25 protein-coding genes are annotated in these 26,102 nt (G+C 69.2%); 14 read left to right on the top strand and 11 right to left on the bottom strand.

The window, feature by feature from the left end; translation table 11 throughout:
* Positions 1 to 94: 94 nt before the first annotated feature.
* On the top strand, positions 95 to 430 hold the full coding sequence (locus AC07Q9_RS11175; protein WP_495309380.1) for a DMT family transporter: 336 nt from the start codon (positions 95 to 97) through the stop codon (positions 428 to 430).
* Between the two features lie 30 nt (positions 431 to 460).
* Here the strand turns inward: AC07Q9_RS11175 and AC07Q9_RS11170 are convergent, their stop codons facing one another.
* From AC07Q9_RS11170 to AC07Q9_RS11155, 4 genes are read right to left on the bottom strand one after another with little or no spacing between them, the layout of a single operon-like run.
* A complete protein-coding gene (locus AC07Q9_RS11170; protein ID WP_492678667.1) occupies positions 461 to 3,571 on the bottom strand; it encodes an efflux RND transporter permease subunit in 3,111 nt (1,036 codons plus the stop codon).
* Positions 3,572 to 3,591: 20 nt separating this feature from the next.
* On the bottom strand, positions 3,592 to 4,779 hold the full coding sequence (locus AC07Q9_RS11165; protein WP_495309378.1) for an efflux RND transporter periplasmic adaptor subunit: 1,188 nt from the start codon (positions 4,777 to 4,779) through the stop codon (positions 3,592 to 3,594).
* Entirely contained in the window at positions 4,776 to 6,272 is a 1,497-nt protein-coding gene (locus tag AC07Q9_RS11160; RefSeq protein WP_495309376.1) for an efflux transporter outer membrane subunit, read from the bottom strand. Before AC07Q9_RS11160 ends, AC07Q9_RS11165 begins: the two co-directional genes overlap by 4 nt.
* Positions 6,269 to 6,985, bottom strand: a complete 717-nt coding sequence (locus AC07Q9_RS11155) for a TetR/AcrR family transcriptional regulator (protein ID WP_495309374.1) — start codon at positions 6,983 to 6,985, stop codon at positions 6,269 to 6,271. Before AC07Q9_RS11155 ends, AC07Q9_RS11160 begins: the two co-directional genes overlap by 4 nt.
* 128 nt (positions 6,986 to 7,113) lie before the next feature.
* Between AC07Q9_RS11155 and AC07Q9_RS11150 the strand changes: the two genes are divergently transcribed.
* The 10 genes from AC07Q9_RS11150 (at position 7,114) to AC07Q9_RS11105 (ending at position 16,945) form a co-directional block, all read left to right on the top strand.
* Positions 7,114 to 8,655: a sigma-54 interaction domain-containing protein gene (locus tag AC07Q9_RS11150; RefSeq protein WP_495309372.1), complete on the top strand. Its 1,542-nt coding sequence runs from the start codon at positions 7,114 to 7,116 to the stop codon at positions 8,653 to 8,655.
* Positions 8,652 to 8,918, top strand: a complete 267-nt coding sequence (locus AC07Q9_RS11145; protein ID WP_070060447.1) for a hypothetical protein — start codon at positions 8,652 to 8,654, stop codon at positions 8,916 to 8,918. Before AC07Q9_RS11150 ends, AC07Q9_RS11145 begins: the two co-directional genes overlap by 4 nt.
* 156 nt (positions 8,919 to 9,074) lie before the next feature.
* Positions 9,075 to 10,262, top strand: a complete 1,188-nt coding sequence (locus AC07Q9_RS11140; protein WP_495309371.1) for a substrate-binding domain-containing protein — start codon at positions 9,075 to 9,077, stop codon at positions 10,260 to 10,262.
* A 176-nt stretch (positions 10,263 to 10,438) separates the two neighbouring features.
* Positions 10,439 to 11,893 carry an extracellular catalytic domain type 2 short-chain-length polyhydroxyalkanoate depolymerase gene (locus tag AC07Q9_RS11135; RefSeq protein ID WP_495309370.1) on the top strand — a complete coding sequence of 485 codons (1,455 nt, stop codon included), beginning with the start codon at positions 10,439 to 10,441 and terminating at the stop codon, positions 11,891 to 11,893.
* A gap of 49 nt (positions 11,894 to 11,942) precedes the next feature.
* Positions 11,943 to 12,707 (top strand): ABC transporter ATP-binding protein, encoded by a 765-nt coding sequence (locus AC07Q9_RS11130; RefSeq protein WP_062475886.1) that lies wholly within the window; start codon positions 11,943 to 11,945, stop codon positions 12,705 to 12,707.
* The gene (locus AC07Q9_RS11125; RefSeq protein WP_070060450.1) at positions 12,704 to 13,432 is read left to right on the top strand and encodes an ABC transporter ATP-binding protein; all 729 of its coding nucleotides are present in this window, start codon (positions 12,704 to 12,706) and stop codon (positions 13,430 to 13,432) included. The genes AC07Q9_RS11130 and AC07Q9_RS11125 overlap by 4 nt, the downstream gene beginning before the upstream one ends.
* The gene (locus tag AC07Q9_RS11120; protein WP_070060451.1) at positions 13,429 to 14,409 is read left to right on the top strand and encodes a branched-chain amino acid ABC transporter permease; all 981 of its coding nucleotides are present in this window, start codon (positions 13,429 to 13,431) and stop codon (positions 14,407 to 14,409) included. The genes AC07Q9_RS11125 and AC07Q9_RS11120 overlap by 4 nt, the downstream gene beginning before the upstream one ends.
* Positions 14,410 to 14,422: 13 nt before the next feature.
* Complete coding sequence (locus AC07Q9_RS11115) at positions 14,423 to 15,490, top strand: branched-chain amino acid ABC transporter permease (RefSeq protein ID WP_062475876.1); 1,068 nt, start codon at positions 14,423 to 14,425, stop codon at positions 15,488 to 15,490.
* Positions 15,491 to 15,513: 23 nt separating this feature from the next.
* A complete protein-coding gene (locus AC07Q9_RS11110) occupies positions 15,514 to 16,386 on the top strand; it encodes an alpha/beta fold hydrolase (RefSeq protein ID WP_495309983.1) in 873 nt (290 codons plus the stop codon).
* 52 nt (positions 16,387 to 16,438) lie between these two features.
* Entirely contained in the window at positions 16,439 to 16,945 is a 507-nt protein-coding gene (locus AC07Q9_RS11105) for a DUF1993 domain-containing protein (protein ID WP_495309369.1), read from the top strand.
* Between the two features lie 6 nt (positions 16,946 to 16,951).
* On the opposite strand, the gene AC07Q9_RS11100 is transcribed toward AC07Q9_RS11105, so the two are convergent.
* Both AC07Q9_RS11100 and hemH read right to left on the bottom strand, forming a co-directional pair.
* Positions 16,952 to 17,803, bottom strand: coding sequence for a class I SAM-dependent methyltransferase (locus AC07Q9_RS11100; RefSeq protein WP_495309367.1), 852 nt, complete (start codon positions 17,801 to 17,803; stop codon positions 16,952 to 16,954).
* Entirely contained in the window at positions 17,800 to 18,840 is a 1,041-nt protein-coding gene (gene hemH, locus AC07Q9_RS11095) for a ferrochelatase (RefSeq protein WP_495309366.1), read from the bottom strand. The genes AC07Q9_RS11100 and hemH overlap by 4 nt, the downstream gene beginning before the upstream one ends.
* 15 nt (positions 18,841 to 18,855) lie before the next feature.
* On the opposite strand from hemH, the gene AC07Q9_RS11090 reads away from it, so the two are divergent.
* The gene (locus AC07Q9_RS11090) at positions 18,856 to 19,587 is read left to right on the top strand and encodes an HAD family hydrolase (RefSeq protein ID WP_447743727.1); all 732 of its coding nucleotides are present in this window, start codon (positions 18,856 to 18,858) and stop codon (positions 19,585 to 19,587) included.
* Between the two features lie 3 nt (positions 19,588 to 19,590).
* Here the strand turns inward: AC07Q9_RS11090 and AC07Q9_RS11085 are convergent, their stop codons facing one another.
* Positions 19,591 to 19,896, bottom strand: coding sequence for an NIPSNAP family protein (locus AC07Q9_RS11085; protein WP_062475864.1), 306 nt, complete (start codon positions 19,894 to 19,896; stop codon positions 19,591 to 19,593).
* A gap of 108 nt (positions 19,897 to 20,004) precedes the next feature.
* Here AC07Q9_RS11085 and AC07Q9_RS11080 point away from each other — a divergent pair, with 108 nt between their 5' ends.
* Entirely contained in the window at positions 20,005 to 20,646 is a 642-nt protein-coding gene (locus tag AC07Q9_RS11080) for a LysE family translocator (protein WP_495309364.1), read from the top strand.
* Positions 20,647 to 20,664: 18 nt separating this feature from the next.
* Here the strand turns inward: AC07Q9_RS11080 and AC07Q9_RS11075 are convergent, their stop codons facing one another.
* Genes AC07Q9_RS11075 through hpnC form a run of 4 tightly spaced genes read right to left on the bottom strand, consistent with a single transcriptional unit; the run spans position 20,665 to position 24,065 of the window.
* Positions 20,665 to 20,973: a hypothetical protein gene (locus tag AC07Q9_RS11075; protein WP_495309362.1), complete on the bottom strand. Its 309-nt coding sequence runs from the start codon at positions 20,971 to 20,973 to the stop codon at positions 20,665 to 20,667.
* Entirely contained in the window at positions 20,970 to 22,235 is a 1,266-nt protein-coding gene (hpnE, locus tag AC07Q9_RS11070; protein ID WP_495309361.1) for a hydroxysqualene dehydroxylase HpnE, read from the bottom strand. The genes AC07Q9_RS11075 and hpnE overlap by 4 nt, the downstream gene beginning before the upstream one ends.
* A 19-nt stretch (positions 22,236 to 22,254) precedes the next feature.
* Positions 22,255 to 23,094, bottom strand: coding sequence for a presqualene diphosphate synthase HpnD (hpnD, locus tag AC07Q9_RS11065; protein ID WP_495309360.1), 840 nt, complete (start codon positions 23,092 to 23,094; stop codon positions 22,255 to 22,257).
* Positions 23,091 to 24,065, bottom strand: a complete 975-nt coding sequence (hpnC, locus tag AC07Q9_RS11060) for a squalene synthase HpnC (RefSeq protein ID WP_495309358.1) — start codon at positions 24,063 to 24,065, stop codon at positions 23,091 to 23,093. Before hpnC ends, hpnD begins: the two co-directional genes overlap by 4 nt.
* 23 nt (positions 24,066 to 24,088) lie before the next feature.
* Here hpnC and AC07Q9_RS11055 point away from each other — a divergent pair, with 23 nt between their 5' ends.
* A complete protein-coding gene (locus tag AC07Q9_RS11055; protein WP_495309357.1) occupies positions 24,089 to 26,011 on the top strand; it encodes a potassium transporter Kup in 1,923 nt (640 codons plus the stop codon).
* Positions 26,012 to 26,102 lie beyond the last annotated feature (91 nt).

Below are 26,102 nucleotides of genomic sequence, written 5' to 3'. Positions count from 1 at the left end.
ACGCAGGTCCCCAGAATGGCGGCTTCGTTCGGGGTACCGCTTGCATCGCCCGCATTCCATGCCCGGTACGGCAGGGGTGTGACGAGGTATTCCCATGAAGAGTCCACAGACTCTGGCCTGGCTGCTGCTCGCGGCCAGCGTGGCGGCGGAAGTCGCCGGCACCATCGCCCTTCGCCATGCCGAAGGTTTCACCCGCCTGTTGCCATCGCTGCTTACCGCCGCCTGCTATGCCGGTGCGATCTGGCTCATGTCGCTCGCGGTGCGCGTACTGGATGTGGGGCTGGGCTACGCGGTCTGGGCCGGTGCCGGCACCGCGCTGATCGCGGTCGCCGGCATGGTCTGGTTCGGTGAAGCGGTCACGCTGACCCGCGTGATCGGCCTGCTGGCCATCGTGGCAGGCGTGGTGGTGCTGAACATCGAGGCGCGGTAGCGGGTCCACCGCTGCCCGCGCTCGGAGGTCTCAGCGCTGCGGCGCCTCGACCAGGTCGTCATCAATGTGCGGATCGGCCGGCTGCCCGCGTAGCTTGCGTACCGTGCGCCGTATCCAGTGCTCGATGTCGTCCACGTAGGTGAACACCGCCGGCACCACCAGCAGGCTCAGCACCGTGGAGGTGATCAGCCCGCCGATCACCGCCATCGCCATCGGCGAGCGGAAGCTCGAGTCGGCCGCGCCGAAGCCCACGGCAATCGGCAGCATGCCGGCGCCCATGGCGAGCGTGGTCATGATGATGGGCCGCGCGCGCTTGTGGCAGGCGTCGCGCAGCGCGTCCCAGCGGCTCATGCCGTGGTCGCGGCGCGCCACGATGGCGTACTCCACCAGAAGAATCGAGTTCTTCGTGGCGATGCCCATCAACATGATCAGGCCGATCAGCGAGGGCATCGACAGCGCCTTCTGGCCGATCAGCAGGCCCACGAAGGCCCCACCCAGTGCGAGCGGCAGCGCACACAGGATGGTCACCGGGTGCAGGAAGTCCTTGAACAGCAGCACCAGCACGATGTAGATGCACAGCACGCCGGTCAGCATGGCCAGGCCGAAGCTGGCGAACAGCTCGGTCATCACTTCGGCGTCGCCCACCTCGGCGATGCGCACGCCCGGCGGCAGCTTCTGGATCGAGGGCAGGGCCTCGACGGCGGTCTTGGCGTCGCCCAGGCCCACGCCCGACAGCTCGATCTCGAAGTTGACGTTGCGCGAACGGTCGTAGCGGTCGATGACGGCCGGGCCGCCTTCCATCGTGAGCGAGGCCACCTGGCTCAGCATGACGGGGCCGCGCGCGCCCGGCACCGACAGGCGACCGATCAGGTCGAGGTCTTGCCGCGCCGAGTCTTCGAGCTTCACCACGATCGGCACCTGCCGCTGTGCGAGGTTGAGCTTGGCCAGCGCCTGGTCGTAGTCGCCCAGCGTGGCCACGCGCAGCGTCTCGGCGATGGCCGAGCTGGTCACGCCCAGGTCGGCGGCGCGCGCGAAGTCGGGGCGCACGGCGATCTCGGGGCGGATCAGGCTCGCGGTCGAGGTGATGTTGCCCAGGCCGGGAATGGTGCGCAGGTCTTTCTCGACCGCGCTCGCGGCGGCCGACAGCGCCACCGGGTCTTCGCCCGTGAGCACCAGGATGTACTTCTCACCCGAGCCGCCCAGGCCCACGGTGCTGCGCACGCCGGGCAGCGTTTCGAGCGCGGTGCGGATCTCTTTCTCGATCACCTGCTTGCGCGGCCGGTCGCCGCGCGGGTCGAGCTGGATCGTCAGCGTGGCCTTGCGCGTCTCGGGCGTGCCGAAGTTCGCGAACGGGTCACCGCCCGCGCTGCCGCCCGCCACCGTGGTGTAGACGCTCTTCACGTGGTTGATCTTCATCACGCGGCGGCGCGTTTCCTCGGCCGCGGCCGTGGTCTGCGCCAGCGTGGAGCCCGGCGGCAGCGACAGGTAGACCTGCGTCTGCGAGTTGTCGTCGGCCGGAATGAAACCGGTCTTGAGCAGCGGGATCATCGCCAGCGAACCGAAGAAGAAGAGGGTGGCCATCACCATCGTCTTGAAACGGTTGTGCGTGCTCCACGTCACGGCGCGCATGTACCAGCGCAGCCAGCCCGGCTCCTTCTCGGCACCGACGATGGGCTTGAGGATGTAGGCCGCCATCATCGGCGTGAGCACCCGCGCCACCACCAGCGAGGCGAACACCGCGAGCGACGCGGTCCAGCCGAACTGCTTGAAGAACTTGCCGGCCACGCCGCTCATGAAGGCCGTGGGCAGGAACACCGCGATCAGCGTGAAGGTGGTGGCGATCACGGCCAGGCCGATTTCGTCCGCCGCCTCCATGGCCGCCTGGTAGGGCGACTTGCCCATGCGCAGGTGGCGCACGATGTTCTCGACCTCCACGATGGCGTCGTCCACCAAGATGCCGACCACCAGCGAGAGCGCGAGCAGCGAGATCACGTTGACCGAGAAGCCCAGCAGGTACATGCCGACGAAGGCCGGAATCACCGACATCGGCAGTGCCACGGCGGAGACGAAGGTGGCGCGCCAGTCGCGCAAGAAGAGCCACACCACGATCACCGCGAGGATGGCGCCCTCGTACAGCAGGTGCAGCGAACCGTTGTATTCCTCTTCCACCGGGTCGACGAAATTGAAGGCCTCGGTCAACTCCAGGTCGGGCCGCTGCGCGCGCATGTCGGCCAGCGCTTTCTGGATGGCGTGGCCCACCTCGACCTCGCTGGCGCCGCGGCTGCGGGCCACCTCGAAGCCCACCACGGGCTTGCCGTTGAGCAGTGCGGCGGCGCGCGGCTCGGCGATGGTGTCGCTGATGCGCGCCACCTGGTCCAGGCGGATGCGTCGGCCGTCGCTCAGCGCGATCTGCATGTCGGCGAGCTGGTCGGCCGACTGCACGGTGGCCATGGTGCGCACCGGCTGTTCGCTGCCGCCCAGGTCGATGCGCCCGCCCGCGCTTTCGGTCTGCACCTGGCGCAGCTGGCGCGAGATGTCGGCCGCCGAGGCGCCCAGCGCCTGCAGCTTGCTCGGGTCGAGGTCGATGTGCACCTGGCGCGTGACGCCGCCCACGCGGCTCACCGCGCCCACGCCGGGCAGCGCGAGCAGCTTCTTGGTGACGTCGTTGTCGACGAACCAGCTCAGCGCCTCGCCGTCCATGCGCGACGACGCGATGGTGAAGGCCAGCACCGGCTGGGCCGCGAAGTCGAGCTTGGTGACAACCGGGTCGCGCACGTCGGCGGGCAGGTCGGCGCGCACCTTCTGCACGGCCGAGCGCACGTCGTCCACGGCTTCCTGCACGGGCTTCTCGAGGCGGAACTCCACGATCAGCGTGGCGGCGCCGTCCTGCACCTTGGTCGTGATGTGCTTCAGGCCCTGGATGGTGGCGATGGAGTTCTCGAGCTTGCGCGCGACGTCGGTTTCGAGTTGCGACGGCGCGGCGCCGGGCAGCGAGACCGAGACGGTGACGGTCGGCAGGTCGATGTCCGGGAAGTTCTGCACCTTCATGGCGTTGAACGACAGCAGCCCCCCGAAGGTGAGCAGCACGAACAGCATCACCGCCGGAATGGGGTTGCGTATGGACCAGGCGGAAACGTTCATGGCGTGTTCCTTGTGTTGGCTTACTTAGGCGAAGGCGCGGAGGCCGCTGCCTTCGCCGGGGTGGCGGACGAGGCGGCCGCGGGCGTGGCGTCCACCACGCGCACCAGGTCGCCGTCGTTGAGGAAGCCCGCGCCCTGCACCACGATCTGCACGCCCTCGGGCAGGGCGCTGGTGATCTCCACGCGGTCCTTCAGGCGGCGGCCGGTCTGCACCTTGAGCTGTGCCACGCGGCCGTCGGGCAGCAGCGTGAAGACGTTGTTGAAGCCGTCGCGCGGCACGATCGCACTTTGCGGCACGGTCGGTGCGGAACTGCGGCCGAGTTCGAAATCGCCGCGCGCGAACATGCCGGCCTTCACGCCGGTGTTCTGCTGCACGTTGGGCAGGTCGACGTAGACCAGCGCCGCGCGCGTCTGCGGGTCGACCGTGGGCGCGGTGCTGCGCACCGTGCCTTTTACCTGCGCGCCGCTGGCGCTGACCACGAAGGCCGGCGTGCCCACGGCGATGCGGCCCAGCTCGGCCGAGGTGACTTCGGCGCGCCATTCGAGACGGCCCTGGCGGATCAGGCGGAACAGCTCGGTGCCGGCGCTCACCACGCTGCCGACCGTAGCGGTGCGGGCGGAGATCACGCCGTCGTCGGGTGCCAGCACCTGCGTGTTGCGCCCGCGCACCTGCTGCGCGGCCAGCACGGCCTCGGCCGCCTCGGCGCGCGCCTTGGCGGTCTGCTCGGTGGTCTGGTACTGGTTGATCTGCTGCTGGCTCAGCGCGCCCGTGGCCTGCAGCGTGCGGGCGCGCGCGGCGTTGCCGGCGGCGTCGGCGGCCGAGGCGCGGGCCTCGGCCAGCGAGGCCCGTGCCTGCGCGATGTCGGCCTGCACCGTCTCGGGCGAGAACACCGCGAGCACCTGGCCCTTCTTCACGGTGTCGCCCACGTTGACGCGCACCTCGGCCAGCTTCAGGCCGTTCGATTCGGAGCCGACCACGGCCTCCTGCCAGGCCGCCACGTTGCCGTTGGCGGCCAGCGTGACGGTCAGCTCGGTGGCCTCGGGCTTGGCGACCGAGACGGTCAGTGCCGGACGCTGCGCGGGGCCCTTGGCGGCGGGCGCGGCCTTGTGGTCGCCGTCCGGCTTGCGGGTGAGCCACAGGCCCGCCGCCACGACGACGACGAGCGCCAGCAGCGCGAGGACAAGGGTGGAACGCTTCATTGTTTTCATGGCGACGTCGCGACCTTGGCGGCCGGGGTGGTGGTCATTGGGGACGATGCTTCGGCGGGGCGGCTCCAGCCGCCGCCCATCGAGCGGTACAGCGAAACCCAGGCTTCGGTGCTCTCGCGCTGCAGCGAGACGCGCGCGGTCTGCGCGGCGAACAGCGTGCGCCGCGAATCCTCGAGCTCGAACAGGCTGGCCAGGCCGCTGCTGTAGCGGGCCTGGGTGGCGTCGAACGAGGCCTGGTAGTTCTTCACCGCGCTGTCGGCGTCGGTGCTGCGCGCGGTGGTGGCGTCGAGGTTCACCAGCGCTTCCTCGACCTCGCGCACCGCCTGGCGCACGTTGGCGCGGTAGAGCGACACGGCCTCGGCGTAGCGCGCCTTGGCGGCCTCGGTGTTGGCCGCGCGGGCGCCGCCGTCGAGCAGCGGCACGGTGAGCGACAGCGGCCCGACCGTCCAGGTGTCGAGCGATTCGCGAAAGCCGCTGGTGCGGATCTGCATGCGGCCGATCGAACCCGAGAGCGTGAGCTTGGGGTAGCGCTCGGCCTCGGCCGAGCCCACCTCGGCGCTGGCCGCGGCCACGCCGAGTTCGGCCGCGTACACGTCGGGCCGCTGCGAGAGCGCCTGCGCCGGCACGCTGGCGATGGCGCCGACCACGGGCAGCGCACGCTGCGTGGGCGAGGCCGCGAGCTTCTGCGCGAGCGTGGGTTCGTCGAGCCCGCTGAGCGCCACCAGCGCCTTGCGCTGCACCGCGCACAGGGCGCGCTGTTGCGTGAGGCGGCCCGAGGCGTCGGAGGCACTGGCACGCGCCAGCGCGGCATCGGCCGGCGCGGTGAAACCGGCGCGCGCCGACAGGTCGGTGAGCCGCGCCGTTTCGCCGCGCGACTTGGCGTCCGATTCGGACACGTTCAGCTGCTGCTGGCAGGCGCGTTCGGCGAAGTAGGCGTTGGCCGTTTCGGCCGCCACGGCGACGCGGGCGTCGTGCCACTTGGCGGTGGCGCTGTCGAGCTTCTGCTGGGCCGCGTCGCGGTCGGCGCGCAGGCGGCCGAACAGGTCGATCTCCCACTTCGACTGCAGGCCGGCCTGCAGCGTGGTGACCGGCGCGGTGGAGGCGCTGCTGGCGCTGCTGCTCGAAGAGCCGCCCGCGCCGAACGACGAGCCCGAGACGCCCCGGCTGGCCGATGCCGTGCCGTCCAAGCTGGGCAGCAGCGCCGCGCCGGCCTGCACGCGCGTGGAGCGCGCCTCGGCCACGCGCGCCGCGGCGCTGGCAAGGTTGGGGCTGGCGGTTTCGGCGGCGGCGATCAGCTCGACCAGCAGCGGGTCGTCCAGCTGGCGCCACCACTCGGCCAGCGCGGCCAGCGAGCCGCCGTGGGGCAGGGGCGCATGCCACTGCGCGGGGAAGGGCGCCTGCACCGAGGCGGGCGGGCGCGTCAGGCCGCAGCCGGCGAGGCCGAGGCCCAGCGGCAGGCTCAGAACAAGGGCAATCCGTCGGAGTCGTCTCATGGCTTCTTTCTCTGCTCGGCGGCCGCCTGGCGGCGGCGTGCGGTTTCGGCCTGGACCAGCGCCATCGCGTAGCCCGTGAGCCGGTCGGCCCAGGTGTCGATGGCGCGCGGCGTGCGCAGCAGCGACGGGCGCAGGGCCTCGATGAAATCCTGGCTCACGTACAGCTGCATCGACAGCCCCGTGATCGCGAAGGTCAGGCGGTGGATGTCGTCGTCGGCGCGCTCCACCTGCAGGTGGCGGCACAGCAGCTCGACGATGGCACGGTGTGGGCCCTTGATGTCGCGCTCGAGTTCCTTGGCCCACTGGCTGGTGGGCTCCAGCATCTCGCGCATGTGCAGCTGGATGCACTGGCGCACGATCTCGCCCTGCTTGAGCGGATCGATCATGGTCGCCATGCAGATGCGCAGCGTGTCCTCGAGCGACTGGCCGGGCACGTTGCAGGCGGCCACCAGGTCGTTCGAATCGCTGCCCATCGGCTCGTTGAAGGTGGCGCCGTACAGCCCCTCCTTGTCGCCGAAGTAGTAGCTGATGGCCGACACGTTCACCCCGGCCTCGCGCGCGATCTCGCGGATCGAGGTCTTGGCGAAACCGTTCTGGGCGAACAGCCGCAGCGCGGTGTGCAGCAGGCGGTGGCGCGCTTCGGCGCCGTCGCTGCGCGGGGCGCGGCGCGGCGAGGGCACGGGCGTTGGCGTGAGGGGGTCCCTGGCGTTCATCGGCGCGATTAAAGCATGATTGAAATCAAACGATTGATTTACTTAAGGCTTGCTGAAGGCTTTTGTTTTTGGTTGCATGTGGGCCTGCGCGCGGCAGGGGCGGGGGCCGCACACAGTACGATCCGCGCATGTCCGTCGCTCCCTTTGCCGCCGCACCGTCGCCCGCCTTGCCCCTGGACGCCGAAGGCATCCTCGCGCTCGCCGCGCGCTCGATGTTTCATCTGTTTTCGAGCATCAGCCAGGGCATGTTCCTGGTCGACCGCAGCGGGCGCATCGTCTGGGTGAACGAGGGCTACCGCCGCTTCCTGCCGGCGCTGGGTTTCTCGTCCATCGACGAGTTCATGGGGCACATGGTCGAGGACGTGATTCCCAACACCATGATGCGCCGCGTGCTCGAAACCGGCGAGCCGATCCTCATCGACCTGCTGACCAACAAGGCCGGCACCTTCGTGGTCAGCCGCATCCCGCTGCGCGAGGAGCGCGAAGACGGGGAGGGCCTGGGCAAGGTCATCGGCGCCATCGGCATCGTGTTGTTCGACCAGCCCGAAACCACGCTGCAGCCGCTCATCAGCAAGTTCGCGCTGCTGCAGCGCGACCTCGACGACGCGCGCCGCGAGCTGGCCAGCCAGCGCAACAACCCGCTGTACCAGCACGCACCCGACGGCCAGCGCCGTTCCAAGTACACCTTCGCGAGCTTCATCGGCAGCAGCCCGGCGGCCGTGGAGGTGAAGCGCCACGCGCGCCGCGCCGCGCAGTCCACCAGCCCGGTGCTGCTGCTGGGCGAGACCGGCACCGGCAAGGAGCTGCTGGCGCACGCGATCCACGCGTCGTCCACGCGCGCCAAGGGCCAGTTCGTCAGCGTCAACATCGCGGCCGTGCCCGACACGCTGCTCGAGGCCGAGTTCTTCGGCTTCGCCCCCGGCGCTTTCACCGGCGCCGACAAGCGCGGGCGCGAAGGCAAGTTCAAGCTGGCCGACGGCGGCAGCCTGTTCCTCGACGAGATCGGCGACATGCCGCTGGGCCTGCAGGCCAAGCTGCTGCGCGCGCTGCAGGAGGGCGAGATCGAACCGCTGGGCTCCAACAAGCTGATTCCCTTCGACGCCCGCGTGATCGCCGCCACCTCGCGCGACCTGCCTGAGCTGGTGCGCCGCGGCCTGTTCCGCGAAGACCTGTATTACCGGCTCAACGTGCTGCCGCTGCGCGTGCCGCCGCTGCGCGAGCGGCGCAGCGACATCCCGGCGCTGGTCGAGGCGCTGGGCGAAGACATGGCGCTGCGCAGCGGCGAGGCGCCGCCCGAGCTCACGCCCGACGCGCTCGCGCTCCTGGCCGGCCAGCACTGGCGCGGCAACATCCGCGAGCTGCGCAACGTGCTGGAGCAGGTGACGATGCGCAGCGACTCGCAGCGCATCGACGCGGCGCAGCTCGAACGCATCCTGCGCGAGGCGGGGCTGGAGCAGATCGAGGCGCCCGACACCTCGCACAGCCTGCGCGACGTCGACCAGGAGGCCGCGTTGCTGCGCCCGCTGTCGCAGCAGGTGGCCGAGCTGGAACGCAAGGCGATCGCCGCCGCGCTCGAAAGCACCGGCGGCAACAAGCTCGCGACCTCGCGGCTGCTGGGCATCTCGCGCGCCACGCTGTACGAGCGCATGACGGGGATGGGACTGTCATGAGCGTGAAGGCACTGCGCTCCACCTTCGGCCCGAACTGCCATTGGTGCGGCCTGCCGATGGACTTCGACGAGCCGCACGGACGGCCCGAGTCGGCCACCATCGAACACCTGCTCGACGCCACGCTGGGCGGCGTGCGCCAGCAGAAGCACCGGCGCCTGGCGCACGCGGTGTGCAACCACACGCGCAACGAGCTGCGGATGCGGGCCGAGCGCGAGTTCGAAAGCTGGCTCGCGGCGCGCCGCGACTCTGCTGGGAAACCCTGACTGATCAGCAGACAGTTGTCTGAAAACAAGACAGTTCGAATGCACTGAAATCAGGCGAAACCGGTTGCGCCCGAATGAGGAAGCCTTTGTTATCAATGGCTTAGGCGGGTGGCACGAACTGTGCAATATTCAGTCACCTTTATCAGGAGACAAGACATGCACCGTCGCCACCTCATCGCCCTGGCCGCCCTGGGCGCCACCGTTGCCACCATGCCCGCCTGGGCCCAATCGAACGAGATCCGCATCGCCCACGTCTACAGCAAGACCGGCGCGCTGGAGGCCTACGGCAAGCAGACGCAGACCGGCCTGATGATGGGCCTGAACTACGCCACCGGCGGCACGATGATGGTCAACGGCAAGAAGCTCGTGGTCATCGAGAAGGACGACCAGGGCAAGCCCGACCTGGGCAAGTCGCTGCTGGCCGCCGCGTACTCCGACGACAAGGCCGCGCTCGCGGTCGGCCCGACCGCTTCGGGCGTGGCACTGGCCATGCTGCCGGTGGCCGAGGAGTACAAGAAGATCCTGATCGTCGAGCCCGCCGTGGCCGACTCGATCACCGGCGACAAGTGGAACAAGTACATCTTCCGCACCGGCCGCAACTCGAGCCAGGACGCCATCTCCAACGCCGTGGCCATCGACAAGGCCGGCGTCACCGTCGCCACGCTGGCGCAGGACAACGCCTTCGGCCGCGACGGCGTGAAGGCCTTCGGCGCCGCGCTGAAGAAAGCCAAGCTCGCGCACGAGGAATACCTGCCGCCCGCGACCACCGACTTCACGGCCGGCGCGCAGCGCCTGATCGACAAGCTCAAGGACCAGCCGGGCCGCAAGATCATCTGGATCGTCTGGGCCGGCGCGGGCAACCCGTTCAAGATCGTCGACCTCGACCTGAAGCGCTACGGCATCGAGATCGCCACCGGCGGCAACATCCTGCCGGCCATGGCGGCCTACAAGTCGCTGCCGGGCATGGAAGGCGCGGCCTACTACTACTTCGGCATTCCGAAGAACCCGGTGAACGAGGCGATGGTCGCGGCCCACTACAAGGAATTCAAGACGCCGCCGGACTTCTTCACGGCCGGCGGTTTCTCGGCCGCGATGGCGGTGGTGACGGCGCTGAAGAAGACCAACGGCGACACCAACACCAACAAGCTCATCGGCACGATGGAAGGCATGAGCTTCGACACGCCCAAGGGCAAGATGACCTTCCGCAAGGAAGACCACCAGGCGATGCAGTCGATGTACCACTTCAAGATCAAGGCCGACCCCGCCTTCGCGTGGGGCGTGCCCGAGCTGGTGCACGAGATCAAGCCCGAAGAGATGGACATCCCGATCAAAAACAAGCGCTGAACACGGCGCTGATCGCCCCCTGAACCCGCGGCGCGCATGCAGGCGCCGCCCCCTTTTCGCCCCGGATGGCCGCCGGGCGAAGCGCCAGCCTGCGTCCGCGCCAGCTGTCGTGTGCCACGGTCAATTCGTCAGTCTGCAAGCAAGCGTTCGATCAAACACAACAGAAGGAGACAGCGATGCCAGCGATGCGATGGAACAACTGGAAGGGGTTTGCCGCAGCAGCGGTGATCACGGCGGCGGCGCAGGCCGCGACGGCGGCCGTGCCGCTGCCGGCACTGGGCGCCAACCCGGCGGAGGTGAGCGTGTCCGGCCTGTCGGCCGGTGGCTTCATGGCGGTGCAACTGCACGTGGCCTACTCGGCCACCTTCACGCGCGGCGCGGGCGTGGTCGCCGGCGGTCCGTACTACTGCGCCGAAGGCTCGGTGGTCAATGCCACCGGGCGCTGCATGACGCACAGCACCAGCATCCCGGTCTCCACGCTCGTGAGCACCACCAACAGCTGGGCTGCCAGCGGTGCGATCGACCCGGTGTCGAACCTCACGAACTCCAAGGTCTACCTGTTCTCGGGCACCTCCGACAACACCGTCAAGCAGCCGGTGATGGACGACCTGAAGACCTACTACCAGAGCTTCGTGCCGGCCGCCAACACGGTCTACAAGAACAACCTCGGCGCGGGCCACGCGATGGTCACCGACGACTACGGCGGCGCCTGCAGCACCACGGCTGCGCCGTACATCAACAACTGCGGCTTCGACCTCGCGGGCGAGATCCTCACGCAGCTGTACGGCCCGCTGAACCCGCGCAACAACGGCGCGCTCGGCGGCACGTTCACCGAGTTCAACCAGTCGGAGTTCGTCACCGGCCACGGCGTGGCCGCCACCGGCTGGCTCTACGTGCCGCAGGCCTGCACCACCACCTCGTGCCGCGTGCATCTGGTGCTGCACGGCTGCAAGCAGAACTACACCGACGTGAGCGACCAGTACGTCAAGAAGACGGGCTACAACCGCTGGGCCGACACCAACAACATCATCCTGATCTACCCGCAGACCAGCACCGCGGCCACCAACAGCTGCTGGGACTGGTGGGGCTACGACAGCGCCAACTACGCCAAGAAGTCGGGCCCGCAGATGGCCGCCATGAAGGCCATGATCGACCGCGTCACCGGTTCGGCCGGCGGCAGCGGGTTGCCGGCACCCACCGGCGTGGGCACCTCGGGCGCGACCAGCAGCAGCATGGTGATCGGCTGGGCCGGCGTGTCGGGCGCTTCGGGCTACAACGTGTACCGCGGCGGCAGCAAGGTCAACGCCTCGCCGGTGGCGGGCACCAGCTACACCGACACCGGCCTGGCCGCGTCGACCACCTACAGCTGGACCGTGGCCGCGCTGAACGCGAGCAACGTTGAAGGCGCGATGTCGACGGCCGCCACGGGCGCGACCACGGCAGGCCCGGGCGGCGGCGGAACCTGCTACACCGCGAGCAACTACACCCACACCATCGCCGGACGCGCCTATGCGCTGTGGGGGCTGACCTATGCCAACGGCTCGGGCCAGTCGATGGGCCTGTGGAACATCTACGCCATGACCACGCTGAAGCAGACGGGCACCAACTACTACGTGATCGGCACCTGTTGAGGCCGGTCACCCTGCACTGATTTTTTCGATTCGCAAGGACCTTTCCACAATGCTTGAGACCCGGGATCTGACCATCCGCTTCGGAGGGCACGTGGCCGTCAACAGCGTGAGCTGCGCATTCGCGCCAGGCACGCTGACGGCCATCGTCGGCCCCAACGGCGCGGGCAAGACCACTTACTTCAACCTGATCTCCGGGCAGCTCAAGGCCACGGCCGGCACGGTGTCGCTCGACGGGCAACCGTTGTCGCACCTGTCGCCGTCGGCGCGCACGCACGCCGGGCTGGGGCGCGCGTTCCAGCTCACCAACCTGTTCCCGAACCTCACGGTGCTGGAGAACGTGCGGCTCGCGGTGCAGGCCACGCGCGCCGGCGCGCATCGCCACGGGCTCAACCTGTGGAGCATCTGGAGCGACCACAAGGCGCTGACCGAACGCGCCGAGCAGATCCTGGCCGACGTGGCGCTGGAGCCGCGCGCGCACGCCACCGTGGCCAGCCTGCCGCACGGCGACCAGCGCAAGCTCGAGGTGGCGCTGCTGATGGCGCTCGAACCCAAGGTCTTCATGTTCGACGAGCCCACGGCCGGCATGCACGCGGCCGAGGCGCCCGTCATCCTCGACCTGATCCGCAAGCTCAAGCAGGACAAGACCAAGACCATCCTTTTGGTCGAACACAAGATGGACGTGGTGCGCGAACTCGCGGACCGCATCATCGTGCTGCACAACGGCACGCTCGTGGCCGACGGCGAACCGGCCGAGGTGATCGCCTCGCCGGTGGTGCAGGAGGCCTACCTGGGCATCGCGAAGGAGGCCGCATGAGCACCGACAACCTGTTGACCCTGGAAGGCGTGCAGACGCACATCGGGGCGTACCACATCCTGCACGGCGTCGACCTGGCCGTGCCCAAGGGCCAGCTCACCATGCTGCTGGGCCGCAACGGCGCGGGCAAGACCACCACGCTGCGAACCATCATGGGCCTGTGGCACGCGTCGCAGGGCAGGGTGCAGTTCGCCGGCAAGGACATCACGGCCCTGCACACGCCGCAGATCGCCGAACTCGGCGTGGCCTACGTGCCCGAGAACATGGGCATCTTCTCCGACCTCACGGTGAAGGAGAACATGGTGCTGGCCGCGCGCGGCGCCAAGAACGCCGACGCCATCGACGACACGAGGCTGAAGTGGATCTTCAAGCTCTTTCCCGCGGTCGAGAAGTTCTGGAACCACCCGGCCGGCAAGCTGTCGGGCGGACAGAAGCAGATGCTGGCCGTGTCGCGTGCCATCGTCGAGCCGCGCCAGCTGCTCATCATCGACGAGCCCAGCAAGGGCCTGGCGCCCGTGATGATCAACAACATGATCGAGGCCTTCGGCGAGCTCAAGGCGAGCGGCGTGACGATCCTGCTGGTCGAACAGAACATCCACTTCGCCCAGCGCCTGGGCGACACCGTCGCGGTGATGGACAACGGCCGCGTGGTGCACAGCGGCTCGATGGCCGCGTTCTCCGCCGATGCGCAACTGCAGCAATCGCTGCTCGGACTCGCCCTATGAAACTCGACTTCGACTGGAAGCCTTTGCTTCTTGCTCCCATCCTCGCGCTCGTCGCGCTGCCGCTCACGGGCTCGGTCTCGACCTGGCTCACGCTCACGGTGGCGGGGCTGGCGATGGGCATGATCATCTTCATCATCGCCTCGGGCCTCACGCTGGTGTTCGGCCTGATGGACGTGCTGAACTTCGGCCACGGCGTGTTCATTGCGCTGGGCGCCTTCGTGGCCAGCAGCGTGCTCGGCCTCATGGGCGACTGGACCGGCTCGGGCGAGCTGTGGCGCAACCTCGTGGCCGTGTTCCCGGCCATGCTGGCCGCGATGGCGGTGGCCGGTGCCATCGGCCTGGCCTTCGAGCGCTTCATCGTGCGGCCGGTGTACGGCCAGCACCTGAAGCAGATCCTCATCACGATGGGCGGCATGATCATCGGCGAGGAGCTCATCAAGGTGATCTGGGGCCCGGCGCAGATTCCGCTGCCGCTGCCCGAGGCGCTGCGCGGCTCGCTGCTGGTGGGCGACGCGGCCATCAGCAAGTACCGCCTGCTCGCGGTGGCCGTGGGCGTGGTGGTGTTCGGCGTGCTGGCCTGGACGCTGGGCCGCACCAAGATCGGCCTCTTGATCCGCGCCGGCGTGCAGGACCGCGAGATGGTCGAGTCGCTGGGCTACCGCATCGGGCGCCTGTTCGTCGGCGTGTTCGTGGTGGGCAGCGCACTGGCCGGACTGGGCGGCGTGATGTGGGGCCTGTTCCAGCAGAACCTGGTGCCGCAGATGGGCGCGCAGGTCAACGTGCTGATCTTCATCGTGATCATCATCGGCGGGCTGGGCTCGACCGGCGGGGCGCTGCTCGGCGCGCTGCTGGTGGGGCTCATGACCAACTACATCGGTTTTTTGCTGCCCACGCTCACGCAGTTCGCGAGCATCTTCCTCATGGTGGCCGTGCTGCTGTGGCGCCCGCAGGGCGTGTACCCCGTGGCGAACCGTTGAGGAGAAAGCCGTCATGTTCCTGAAACGACTCCTCTCCAACGACATGCCGCGCAGCCGCCTGCTGGCGCTGCTGCTGCTGGCCCTGTTTCTGGCGCTGGCCTTTGCGCCGTTCCTGTTCCCGGGCGTCAAGGCGCTCAGCGTCGCGGCCAAGATCCTGGTGTTCGTGGTGCTGGTCGCGAGCTTCGACCTGCTGCTGGGCTACACCGGCATCGTGAGCTTCGCGCACACGATGTTCTTCGGCATCGGCGCCTACGGCATCGCCATCTCGGCCTCGCGGCTCGGGCCCAACTGGGGCGCGGTGCTGGTGGGGCTGGGCGCGTCGCTCGCGATCTCGCTGGTGCTCTCGCTGGCCATCGGTTTGTTCTCGCTGCGGGTGCGCGCGATCTTCTTCGCGATGATCACGCTGGCCGTGGCCTCGGCGTTCCAGACGCTGGCCTCGCAGCTGTCGGACTTCACCGGCGGCGAAGACGGTCTGACCTTCAAGCTGCCCGAGCTGATCTCGCCGAGCTTCGAGTTCGCCGAAGAACCGTTCCTCGGCGTCTCGCTCGACGGGCGCCTGCTGTGCTACTACCTGCTGTTCGTGGCGGCGGTGGTGCTGGTGCTGGCGATGCTGCGCATCGTGAACTCGCCCTTCGGCCGCGTGCTGCAGGCCATCCGCGAGAACGAGTTCCGCGCCGAGGCCATCGGCTACCGCGTGGTGGTGTACCGCACCACGGCCGCCGTGCTGTCGGCGCTGTTCGCCACGCTGGCCGGCGCGATGCTGGCCATCTGGCTGCGCTACAACGGGCCGGACACCTCGCTGAGCTTCGAGATCATGATCGACGTGCTGCTCATCGTCGTGATCGGCGGCATGGGCACGATCTACGGCGCGGCCATCGGTGCGGTGCTGTTCGTGGTGGCACAGAGCTACCTGCAGGACCTGCTGCGCCTGGGCAACGAGGCCGCCAGCGGCCTGCCGTGGCTCGCGGCGCTGCTGTCGCCCGACCGCTGGCTGCTGTGGCTGGGCGTGCTGTTCGTGCTGTCGGTGTATTACTTCCCCACGGGCATCGTCGGCAAGCTGCGGGCGAGGGCGGCGAAATGAGCGACGGCAACAACAACAGCACCATGACGCCGACATCGCACTACGCACAACTCGCAGGCCGTGAAATCCACTGGCTCGATTGGGGCCCCGCCAACGCCCCCGTCGTCATCGCCTGGCACGGCCTGGCGCGCACCAGCCGCGACATGGACGAGCTGGCGCAGCACTTCGCGGCACGCGGCTTTCGCGTGATCTGCCCCGACACCCTCGGGCGCGGCCTGAGCCAGTGGAGCCCGTCGCCCGACGAGGAATACACGCTCGCGTTCTACGCGCGGCTGGCCAACGCGCTGTGCGACGAGCTGCGGCTGGGCCGCGTGCACTGGGTGGGCACCTCGATGGGCGGCGCGATCGGCACGGTGTGCGCGTCGGGCCTGTTCGAGCCGCGCATGAAGGCGCGCATCGCCAGCCTCACGCTCAACGACAACGCGCCGCAGCTCGCGCAGGCCGCCATCGAGCGCATCCGCGCCTACGCCGGCGATCCGCCGGCCTTCGACACCGTGGCCGAGCTGGAGGCGTTCTTCCGCACGGTCTACAAGCCCTACGGCTGGCTCAGCGACGCGCAGTGGCGCCGGCTGACCGAAAGCTCCACGCGCCGCCTGGCCGACGGTCGCGTCACGCCGCACTACGACCCGGCGATGGTCAGGCAGTTCAGCGCACACGACAACGACTACCTGATCTGGCCGCACTACGACGTGATCGAGGCGCCGGTGCTGTGCCTGCGCGGCGCCGAGTCCGACCTGGTGCTGCCCGAGGTGATCGACGAGATGCACCGGCGCGGGCCGGGCGCGGCCGGGCACCTGCAGGTGATCGAGGTGCCGGGCTGCGGCCATGCGCCCGCGCTCAACGTGCCGGAACAACTGGACCCGATCGAAGGGTTTATCCGCGCGGCCGGTCGTTGAAGGCACGGCCGGATCACAATCCGGCCGACTTCAACTCCAAGATCACCTCGCCATGGCCCTCTCGATGTACGACCTGTCCGTGCCGGTTTTCACCCGCGGACTCGGGCAACTGACCCACCTGCTCGACAAGAGCCTCGCGCACGCCAAGGCCCAGGGCATCGACCCGGCGACGCTGGTTGAGGCGCGCCTCGCGCCCGACATGCTCACGCTGGCCGGCCAGATCCAGCGCGCGAGCGACGCTTCCAAGCTGGGCACGGCACGCATCGCGGGCATCACGGCCCCGAGCTTTCCCGACGAGGAAAAGACCTGGGACGACCTGCTGGCGCGCATCGTGAAGACGCAGGATTTCCTGGCGACCGTGGACCGCGCGCTCATCGACGGCCACGAAGAACGCCCCGTGACCATCAAGGCACGCGAAGGCGAGGCCCACTTCACCGCGCAGCGCTACCTGCTGCAGTTCGCGCTGCCGAATTTCTTCTTCCACGTGACCACCGCCTACGACGTGCTGCGCCACAAGGGCGTGCCCGTCGGCAAGATGGACTACCTCGGCCGCTTCTGAGTTCGCTCAGGCGCGGCGGGCCGCCAGCGCGTACATCAGCGGAATGCGCGGCATGCCTTCGGGCGGGGCCATGCGCCGCCCGCCCAGCTCGCGCATGCCCTCGAAGGGCTTCCAGCCGTTGGTGTACGGGTACTCCTCGAAACGCTCGATGGCCAGGCCCGCCTGCGCGAGCGCGGTCGTCACCTGGCCCACGCCCCAGGTGAATTCGAAGCTCGGGTGCGGGTTGCGAAAGCCTTGCACGCCGGGCACCGGTCGGTCGTCCGGCACGAGGCCGTCGCCCGACTCGGCCACGTAGTCGCCCACGCCTTCCTCGGGCACGGGCGCGTCGTTGAAGTAGTCGTAGTGGAACTTCCACTGCGGATCGAACACCAGTGCGAACGGGTGGAACTCGACGATCACGAAGCGCCCGCCGGGCTTGAGCAGCTGCGCCACGCCGCGCGCCCAGGCGCCGATGTCGGACAGCCAGCACAGCGTGCCGTACGAACAGAACACGAGGTCGTGGCGCTCGCCGCGCGCGGCGGCGGCCTCGAAGTAGTCGTAGACGTCCGCACGTTCGAAGCGCGCCGCAATGCCCGACTCGGCCGAGAGCCGGGTGGCGAAGTCGATGGCCTCGTCGGAGATGTCGACGCCCGTCACGCGGGCGCCGCGGCGCGCGATGCTCAGGCTGTCCTGGCCCGCGTTGCACTGCAGGTGCAGCACCGAGAGGCCGTTCACGTCGCCGAGCAGGGCGCTTTCCTCGGGGAAGAGCGTGGAGCCGCCCGCGCGGAAGAAGGCGGCCTGGTCGCCCTTGTGGCTGTTGTGCGCCACCGTGGCGGCGTTCCACGACTGGCGGTTGGCTTCGTGCAGGTCTTTTTTCATGGTGTCGTCGTGTCTTGTCGGGTCGGCCAGCCCGCCAGGTGGCGTTCGGCGATGCCCGCGAGCGCGGTGATCCACGCCGGGCTGTCGTTGAGGCAGGGGATGTAGCCGAAGCGCTCGCCGCCCGCGTGCAGGAAGGCTTCGCGGCCTTCCATGGCAATTTCTTCGAGCGTCTCGAGGCAGTCGGCCGGAAAGCCCGGGCACACCACGTCGACGTGCTTCACGCCGCGCGCGCCGAGTTCGCGCAGGGTGGGCTCGGTGTAGGGCTCGAGCCACTTGGCGCGGCCGAAGCGCGACTGGAAGGTCGTGCGGTACTGCGTGGACGAAAGGCCCAGCCGCGCCGCGAGCAGGCGCGCGGTCTCGAGGCACTGCGCCTCGTAGGGATCGCCCAGCGCGATGTTGCGCGCGGGAATGCCGTGGAAGCTCATCACCAGCAGCTCGCCGCGGCCTTCGGTCTTCCAGTGCTTCTCGATGCCTTGCGCAAGCGCCTCGATGTAGGCGGGGTCGTCGTGGTACTGGTTGACGAAGCGGAACTCGGGCATGCGGCGCTGACGGCGGCTCCATGCGTTCACGGCGTCGATCACGCTGGCCGTGGTGGTGGCCGAGTACTGCGGGTAGGCCTGCAGCACCAGCACGCGCGTGGCGCCCTCGGCCTGCAGCGCATCGAGCCGCGAGGCGATCGACGGGTTGGCGTAGCGCATCGCGTCGCGCACCGTCACGCGGTGGCCGCGTTCGCCGAGCCAGCCGGCCAGCAGGGTGGCCTGCTTCTGCGTCCAGACCTTGAGCGGCGAGCCCTCGGGCAGCCAGATGCTGGCGTACTTCGCGGCCGACTTCGCGGGCCGCGTGCGCAGGATGATGCCGTGCAGGATCAGCGCCCACAGCGCCCGGGGGATCTCGACCACGCGCGGGTCGCCCAGGAAGTCGGCGAGGTAGGGGCGCACCGCGGCGGCGGTGGGGGCATCGGGCGAACCCAGGTTGCACCAGAGCACGGCGGTGCGGTCGTTCTTGCTGTTCTGACTGTCTTGGGGGGCGAGAGGCATGCGATATTCTCGGGCATGACTTCCGCTTCCCCAGCGCCCGGCGGCGCCACGCCGCTCGACATCTCGCGCATCTCGGCGATCACGCTCGACCTCGACGACACCCTGTGGCCGATCTGGCCGACCATCGAGCGTGCCGAGCGCGTGCTGCACGAATGGCTGCTGCGCGAGGCGCCCAAGACGGCCTCGCTGCTGCTCACGCCGGGCGTGCTGCGCGAGCTGCGCGAAGCCACCGCCAAGGAGCGCTCCGACCTCGCGCACGACCTGAGCGCGCTGCGCCGCGAGTCGATCCGCACGGCGCTCGTGCGCGCGGGCGAAGACCCGGCGCTGGCCGACCCGGCCTTCGATGCTTTCTTCGAAGAGCGCCAGCGTGTCACGCTGTACGACGACGCACTGCCGGCGCTCAAATGGCTCAGCGAGCGCTACCCGCTGGTGGCGGTGTCGAACGGCAACGCCGACCTCCACAAGACCGGCGTCGGCCGGTGGTTCCGCACCGCCTTCAATGCGCGCGCCTTCGGCAGCGGCAAGCCGCACGCGCCGATCTTCCGCGCCGCGGCGGCCTCGGTCGGCCTGCTGCCGAAAGACGTGCTGCACGTGGGCGACGACGCTGCGCTCGACGTGGTGGGCGCGCTCAACGCCGGCATGCAGGCCGCGTGGCTGGTGCGCGACGAGCGCCCGTGGGAGCACGGCGCGCGTCCGCAGCTGATCGTGCCCAACCTGCACGCGCTGTGCATCGCGCTGGGCGCTTGAGGATCAGCGGAACACCGGCCGGAAGAAGCTGCGTTCGTAGCTGACGATGCAGCGGGTCTCTTCGGCGTAGCGGAAGGCGGCCTGGCAGTCGGCGTCCTGCATCGAGTCGGCCCGGTAGGTCTCGTACGCGGCCAGGCTCGGGAAGCTGAACATCGCCAGCGCCACGTTGTTCGCGCCTTCGGACGGCAGGAAGTAGCCGTGGTGCTGGCCGCCGAACTTCTCGACCAGCGGAATCCAGAGCTTGCCGTAGTGCTCGAATTCCTTGAGCTTGAAGGGATCGACGATGTAGCGCAGGTAGCAGGTGATCATGGGTGAGGAGCGTCAGGGGACTATCGGCGCGGCCCGAGCGGCGCGCGGCTGCCCGGACTATAGTTTTGCGACGGCCTTCTTTCACTGCTTTCGCGCGAATTTCCTCCCATGCATCTTTCCACCTGGCTCTTCTTTTGCGGCGTGACCCTGCTCGTCGTCTTCACGCCCGGCCCGGCCGTGCTGCTCGCGGTCTCCAACGCCATCACCGTCGGCCCGCGCCGCGCGATGATCAGTTCGCTGGGCAACGCCTGCGGGCTCTTCCTGGTCTCGGCCGCCGCGATGGGCGGGCTGGGCGTGGTGCTCAACACCTCGGCCACGGCCTTCATGGTGCTGAAGGTGGCGGGCGCGGGCTACCTCGTGTACCTGGGCATCCGGCAGTGGCGCAGCCGCACGAGCGTGTTCGCCGAGCTGCAGCCTTCGGCCGCGCCGGCGCCTTCGCGTTCCGCGCGCCGGCTGTTCGGGCATGGCGTGACGGTGGCGCTGACGAATCCCAAGGGCATCCTGTTCTTCTCGGCGCTGTTCCCGCAGTTCCTCACGCACGACGCGCCGATCCTCACGCAGTTCGCCGTGCTCACGACGACCTTCGCGGCCGGCTCGGTGCTGGCGCATGGCTCGTACGTGCTGCTGGCGCGCCTGCTGAAGAAGCAGTTCGCGAACCCCAAGCGCGCGCAGCTGTTCAACCGCGTGTCGGGCGGCGCCTTCGTGCTGCTGGGGTTGAGCCTGCTGCGCCTGCGCAACAAGACGGCCTGAGAAGGCCGCCGACTTTTTTCAGTCGAGCCCGAAACGCTCGCGCAGTGCCGTGCAGAAGTCGGCGGTGCCGCTGAGCGAGAGCGTGAGGGTGTCCAGGCGCGGGTTGTCTTCCCGCGTGCGCTGCACGTCGCAATCCCACACCGCGCCGTCGTCGAGCGCGCCGCGCATGCCCGGGAAGCTGGCCTCGGCCCAGGCCAGCACCAGCGCGATCTCGGCTTCCACCTCGGGCGTGCGCTCGGGTGGGGTCGAGGCCATGGCGTCGAAGGTGCCGTGGTCTTCGGTGTCTTCGCTGTAGTCGAAATCGAGGTAGCGCAGGGTCGTGGTCATGGGGTGGCAAGCGCGCGTGCGACGGCCAGTCCGTTGAGGACGGCACCTTCGAGCGTGGCGGGATAAGGGCCTTCGGTGTAGTCGCCGCAGGCCTGCAGCCCCGGCGCGATGGCGGCCGGCGGACGCGCCAAGCCGGGCGTGCAGGCGAAGGTGGCGCGTTTTTCGACCACGGTCTGGATCGGCGTCAGCCCTGGTTGGCCGAGCTGCGTGCCGGCTTGCGCGAGCACTTGTTTCTCGAGCGTCTCGCGCGGCGTTTCGTTGGCGCTCACGACGAAGGCGAGCACGCCTTCTGGTCCGCCGAGCTGGCCGCGATCGAACACGAACTGGGCCGGCGCGCTGCCTGGCTGGCTGCGCAGCGCGAGCATCGGCTCGGCCAGCGGCGCGGCGCCACGCACGTAGACCGTGGCGATCGCCTCGAAGCGCAGCGATTCGGTGACGTTGCACCAGCGCGAAGCGGCCGGCAGGCCGGTGGCGCGTGCGAGTCGTGCGGCGTCCCAGGGCGCACCGGCGAGCACAGCCTGGTCGAAGACCTCGTCGTCGACGCGCCACTGGTCGCCTTCAGGTGCGATGGTGCGCACGCGGTGCCCGATGCGCGTGGTGGCGCCATGCCGGGCGAGCCACGCCAGCGCGGCATCGGGCAGCAGGGCGCCAAGGTCGACGCGCGGCAGCAGCAGGTCGGCGCCGCCGCGCCCGCTGAACAGCGCGTCGTGCAGCACGCGCAGGAACACCTGGCCGCTCGATTGCGACACCGGCGTGTTGAGCGCCGAGACGCACAGCGGCTCGATCAGCTCCTGCATGACGCGTGGCGTGAGCCCGGCGCAGAGCGTGGCGACGCTGGTGCCGGGCGCGCAGCGAAAGCCCGCGAGGCGCCAGCGCACAGCGGTGGCCAGCAGTGCGGCCTTGTCGCGCCAACTCCAGCCGCGCGCGGTGAAGATGCCGATCAGCAGGTCGAGCGGCGGCGGCCGGCCCGCGGGCAGCTGCAGCCCGCCGCCGTCGGCAAAGCGCAGCGACAGCGGCAGGCGCTGCAGGGCGGTGTCGACATCCACGCCCACGTCGCGCATGAGCGCCAGCGTGGCGGTGTAGGCGCCGATCAGGATGTGCTGGCCGTTGTCGAGCGCCATGCCGTGCATGTGATCGACCCGCCGCGCGCGCCCGCCGGCCATCGGCGCGGCTTCGAAGAGGGTGACGGCGTGGCCGAGGCGCGTGGCCTCGACGGCGCAGGCGAGGCCGGCCCAGCCGGCGCCGATGACGGCGAGCCTCATGGGCACGAAGGGTGGGGCGTCATATCCGGCCGAGGGCCTGGACTTTCCATGCGAGCCACAGCTTGCGCACGGGGGTGAGGCTGACGCGCTGGTTCAGCACCTGGAAGTCGTCGCGCTCGATCTCGCGCAGCAGCGTGCGGTAGATGCTGGCCATCATCAGGCCGGGCTTCTGCGTGCGGCGGTCGGCCAGCGGGAGCAGGGCCAGCGCCTCGTCGTAGGCGGCGTGGGCGCGCTGGGCCTGGAACTTCATGAGCGCGACAAAACGGTCGGAGTGCACGCGGTTCAGGATCTCGTGCGCCTTCACGTCGAACTGCTGCAGCTCGTTGACGGGCAGGTAGATGCGACCGCGCAGCGCGTCTTCGCCGACGTCGCGCAGGATGTTGGTCAGCTGCAGCGCCAGGCCGAGCTTGTGGGCGTAGGCGGTGGTCTGCGGATCGGTCTGGCCGAAGATGCGCGCGGCGACTTCGCCGACCACGCCGGCCACCAGATGGCAGTAGCGCGCCAGGCCGGGAAAGTCGAGGTAGCGGGTCTGGTCCAGGTCCATCTGGCAGCCGTCGATCACCTCGTGGAGCTGGCGCGCCTCGATGCCGTAGGTGGCGGCATGCGGCATGAGCGCCTGCATGACCGGGTGGCGCGGCGTGCCGGCGAAGGCCTGGGCGACCTCGGTGCGCCACCAGGCGAGCTTGGTGGCGGCCACGCCGGGGTCGGAGACCTCGTCGACCACGTCGTCGACCTCGCGGCAGAAGGCATAAAAAGCCGTGATCGCGGCGCGCCGCGGCTTGGGCAGGAACAGGAAGGCGTAATAGAAACTGCTGCCCGAAGCGGCGGCTTTGTCTTGCACGTATTGCTCGGGATTCATCGGGGAGGCGCTGCTTTCATGGGGCGTGATTGTCTCCGCATCCGCCATGCCTTCCAGAGCAGCACGGGCGCGTCGGCCTTGCCGACGGTGGGGCGCTGCGTGAAGGTGTCGAAGCCCAGGTCCTCGATCTTGTCGAGGATGCGCAGGCCGCCCTGTACGACCAGGCGCAGCTCCCAGCCCACGCGGCCCGGCAGGCGGTGCACGAGCGGGGCGCCCTCGGTCATGAGCTCGCGCGCCCAGAAAGCCATCACCGCTATCAGATTGATAGCTTCCTGCGGCGGCGGCGCCGGCGACAGCGGTTCGAAGACTTTGAAATGCTCCGAGGTCAGGCCGCGCCGCGCGCAGTCGGTGCGTGGAAAGTAGAAGCGCCCGCGCGGCAGGTCGACGCTCGGGTCCTGCCAGAAATTGATGAGCTGCAGCGCGCTGCAGATGGCGTCGCTCTGGGCCAGCGCCTGCGCATCGGTCACGCCGTACAGGTGCAGCAGCAGCCGGCCGACCGGGTTGGCGGAGCGGCGGCAGTAGTCGAGCAGCTCGGCGCGGTCGGCGTAGGTGCCGCGGTCGCGGGTCTTCTCGATGTCCTGCATGAAGGCGCTGAGCAGGTCGGCGAGCAGGTCTTCGGGCAGGCGGTACTGGGCGATGGCCCAGGCCAGCGGGCCGAACACGTGGGGCCAGCGCGAGTCGGGCAGCGCTTCGCCGCGCGCGGCGGCGGCCAGTTCCTCGCGGTAGGCGCGCAGCTCGGCCAGGCGCGCGTCGGGCGAGGCGTCGCCCTCGTCGGCGATGTCGTCGGCGGTGCGCGCGAAGTGGTAGATCGCGGCAATGGGCGGACGTAGGTGCGGCGGGCACAGCCAGGAGGCCACGGGAAAGTTTTCGTAATGGGCCGGCGCGGCGGCTTGAGGAGGAGTGGCGGACACGCCACGATTGTCGGCGACGTCATGTCCGGGCACTATGCTCGTGGCGTCGCCACTTTCCATCTCTCTTTCTTTCGCCCATGACGATGAAAGCAACTGCCGCGGCTTCCGGGACTTCGCTTCCCGCTTCGGGCGACACGGCACATCCGGCCGGGCCGGGACTGATGATCGCGGCGCTGGGCGTCGTCTTCGGCGACATCGGCACCTCACCGCTGTACGCCTTCAAGGAGACGATGAACCCCGAGCACGGCGTGCCGTTCTCGCCCGACGCAGTGCTGGGCCTGCTCTCGCTGATCTTCTGGGGCCTGATGTTCGTGGTGACGCTCAAGTACGTGGTGTTCGTGCTGCGCGCCGACCACGACGGCGAGGGCGGCATCCTGGCGCTGCAGGCGCTGGCGCGCAACGCGGTCTCGGGGCCGAAGACCAAACCCTGGGTCTGGCGCGGGATCGGGCTCTTGGGCCTGGTGGGCGCGGCCATGTTCTACGGCGACAGCCTGATCACGCCGGCGATCTCGGTGCTGTCGGCGGTCGAGGGCCTGGAGGTGCAGGCGCCGGTGCTGCAGCGCGCGGTGATCCCGATCACGCTGGCGATCCTCGTCGGGCTGTTCATGGTGCAGAAGAAGGGCACCGGCGTGGTCGGCAAGATATTCGGGCCGGTGATGCTGCTGTGGTTCCTGGTGCTGGGCGTGGCGGGGCTGTGGCAGGTGCTGCAGCAGCCGCAGGTGCTGGCGGCGCTCGACCCGCGCCGGGCGGTGAGCTTCCTGGTCGTGCACCGGGCGCAGTCGCTGGCCGTGCTGGGCGCGGTGTTCCTGGCCTTCACGGGCGGCGAGGCGCTGTATGCCGACATGGGTCACTTCGGCGCGAAGCCGATCCGGCTGGCGTGGATCTTCATCGCGCTCCCGGGGCTGGTGCTCAACTACTTCGGACAGGGCGCGCTGGTGCTGGCGAATCCGGCGGCCATCGACAACCCGTTCTTCCGGCTCTTTCCGTCGTGGGGCGTGCTGCCGATGGTGGTGCTGGCCGCCATGGCCACGGTGATCGCGTCGCAGGCGGTGATCTCGGGCGCCTTCTCGCTTACGGCGCAGGCGATGCGCATGGGTTACCTGCCGCGCATGCGCGTGGTGCAGACCTCGGGCACGGCCATCGGGCAGATCTACGTGCCGGCCGTCAACTGGCTGCTGATGGTCGGCGTGCTGCTGCTGGTGCTGGGCTTCCGCAGTTCGGGCGCGCTGTCGGCGGCGTACGGCATCGCGGTGTCGATCACGATGGTGACGACCACGTTGCTGGCCGGCATCGTGGCCTGGGGGCTGTGGCGCTGGAACAAGGTGGCGGTGGTGGTCGGCGTGCTGGCCTTCGCGGCGGTCGACCTGACCTTCGTGGTGTCCAACAGCCTGAAGGTGGCCGAGGGCGGCTGGCTCACGCTGGCGGTGGCGGCCGGGGTGATGGTGCTGTTCACCACCTGGGCCAAGGGCCGGCGCCTGGGCCTGGAAGCGGCCGAGGCCGACAGCCTGCCGCTGCGGCCCTTCGTCGAGTCGCTGGCGCTGAACATGCCGCACCGGGTGAGCGGCACGGCCGTGTTCCTGAACCCCGACGCCACGGCGGTGCCGCACGCGCTGCTGCACAACCTCAAGCACAACCAGGTGCTGCACGAGCAGGTGATCGTGCTGCGCGTGCTCTCGTGCGACACGCCGCGCGTGGACGCGCGCCTGCGCATCGAGGCCGAGCAGCTGATGGACGGCATCTGGGTGGTCACGGCGCGGCACGGCTTCATGGAGCGGCCCGACGTGCCCGAGTTCATCCGCATCCTGGCCTACCAGAAGACCCTGGCCATCGACTCGATGAAGACCTCGTACTTCGTCTCCCGCGCCTCGGTGGGCGAGGAGAACCTGCCGGGCATGAACCCGGTGCGACGGGTGCTGTTCGGCTGGCTGCAGCGCAACGCGGGCCGGGCATCCGATTACTTCGAGCTCCCCGACAACCGGCTGGTAGAGATGGGGCAGAGAACTTAGCGTGAACGTGGTCAACTGACCGGCGGGTCATTGACACTGTTTAACGTTTACCCTAGATTACTAACCGGTGGGTCATTAATGACCCGGTTCC

The organism is Variovorax sp. GW821-FHT09A10 (genome assembly GCF_059418385.1).
The sequence above is the reverse complement of the archived record's forward strand: the minus strand, read 5'-3'. Positions and strand labels throughout refer to the sequence as shown.

Excerpts from the sequence above, each read along its gene's own strand:
- AC07Q9_RS11175 (WP_495309380.1), top strand. The coding sequence starts at position 95 with ATGAAGAGTCCACAGACTCTGGCCTGGCTGCTGCTCGCGGCCAGCGTG.
- AC07Q9_RS11170 (WP_492678667.1), bottom strand. The coding sequence starts at position 3,571 with ATGAACGTTTCCGCCTGGTCCATACGCAACCCCATTCCGGCGGTGATG.
- AC07Q9_RS11165 (WP_495309378.1), bottom strand. The coding sequence starts at position 4,779 with ATGAAAACAATGAAGCGTTCCACCCTTGTCCTCGCGCTGCTGGCGCTC.
- AC07Q9_RS11160 (WP_495309376.1), bottom strand. The coding sequence starts at position 6,272 with ATGAGACGACTCCGACGGATTGCCCTTGTTCTGAGCCTGCCGCTGGGC.
- AC07Q9_RS11155 (WP_495309374.1), bottom strand. The coding sequence starts at position 6,985 with ATGAACGCCAGGGACCCCCTCACGCCAACGCCCGTGCCCTCGCCGCGC.
- AC07Q9_RS11150 (WP_495309372.1), top strand. The coding sequence starts at position 7,114 with ATGTCCGTCGCTCCCTTTGCCGCCGCACCGTCGCCCGCCTTGCCCCTG.
- AC07Q9_RS11145 (WP_070060447.1), top strand. The coding sequence starts at position 8,652 with ATGAGCGTGAAGGCACTGCGCTCCACCTTCGGCCCGAACTGCCATTGG.
- AC07Q9_RS11140 (WP_495309371.1), top strand. The coding sequence starts at position 9,075 with ATGCACCGTCGCCACCTCATCGCCCTGGCCGCCCTGGGCGCCACCGTT.
- AC07Q9_RS11135 (WP_495309370.1), top strand. The coding sequence starts at position 10,439 with ATGCCAGCGATGCGATGGAACAACTGGAAGGGGTTTGCCGCAGCAGCG.
- AC07Q9_RS11130 (WP_062475886.1), top strand. The coding sequence starts at position 11,943 with ATGCTTGAGACCCGGGATCTGACCATCCGCTTCGGAGGGCACGTGGCC.
- AC07Q9_RS11125 (WP_070060450.1), top strand. The coding sequence starts at position 12,704 with ATGAGCACCGACAACCTGTTGACCCTGGAAGGCGTGCAGACGCACATC.
- AC07Q9_RS11120 (WP_070060451.1), top strand. The coding sequence starts at position 13,429 with ATGAAACTCGACTTCGACTGGAAGCCTTTGCTTCTTGCTCCCATCCTC.
- AC07Q9_RS11115 (WP_062475876.1), top strand. The coding sequence starts at position 14,423 with ATGTTCCTGAAACGACTCCTCTCCAACGACATGCCGCGCAGCCGCCTG.
- AC07Q9_RS11110 (WP_495309983.1), top strand. The coding sequence starts at position 15,514 with ATGACGCCGACATCGCACTACGCACAACTCGCAGGCCGTGAAATCCAC.
- AC07Q9_RS11105 (WP_495309369.1), top strand. The coding sequence starts at position 16,439 with ATGGCCCTCTCGATGTACGACCTGTCCGTGCCGGTTTTCACCCGCGGA.
- AC07Q9_RS11100 (WP_495309367.1), bottom strand. The coding sequence starts at position 17,803 with ATGAAAAAAGACCTGCACGAAGCCAACCGCCAGTCGTGGAACGCCGCC.
- hemH (WP_495309366.1), bottom strand. The coding sequence starts at position 18,840 with ATGCCTCTCGCCCCCCAAGACAGTCAGAACAGCAAGAACGACCGCACC.
- AC07Q9_RS11090 (WP_447743727.1), top strand. The coding sequence starts at position 18,856 with ATGACTTCCGCTTCCCCAGCGCCCGGCGGCGCCACGCCGCTCGACATC.
- AC07Q9_RS11085 (WP_062475864.1), bottom strand. The coding sequence starts at position 19,896 with ATGATCACCTGCTACCTGCGCTACATCGTCGATCCCTTCAAGCTCAAG.
- AC07Q9_RS11080 (WP_495309364.1), top strand. The coding sequence starts at position 20,005 with ATGCATCTTTCCACCTGGCTCTTCTTTTGCGGCGTGACCCTGCTCGTC.
- AC07Q9_RS11075 (WP_495309362.1), bottom strand. The coding sequence starts at position 20,973 with ATGACCACGACCCTGCGCTACCTCGATTTCGACTACAGCGAAGACACC.
- hpnE (WP_495309361.1), bottom strand. The coding sequence starts at position 22,235 with ATGAGGCTCGCCGTCATCGGCGCCGGCTGGGCCGGCCTCGCCTGCGCC.
- hpnD (WP_495309360.1), bottom strand. The coding sequence starts at position 23,094 with ATGAATCCCGAGCAATACGTGCAAGACAAAGCCGCCGCTTCGGGCAGC.
- hpnC (WP_495309358.1), bottom strand. The coding sequence starts at position 24,065 with ATGGAAAGTGGCGACGCCACGAGCATAGTGCCCGGACATGACGTCGCC.
- AC07Q9_RS11055 (WP_495309357.1), top strand. The coding sequence starts at position 24,089 with ATGAAAGCAACTGCCGCGGCTTCCGGGACTTCGCTTCCCGCTTCGGGC.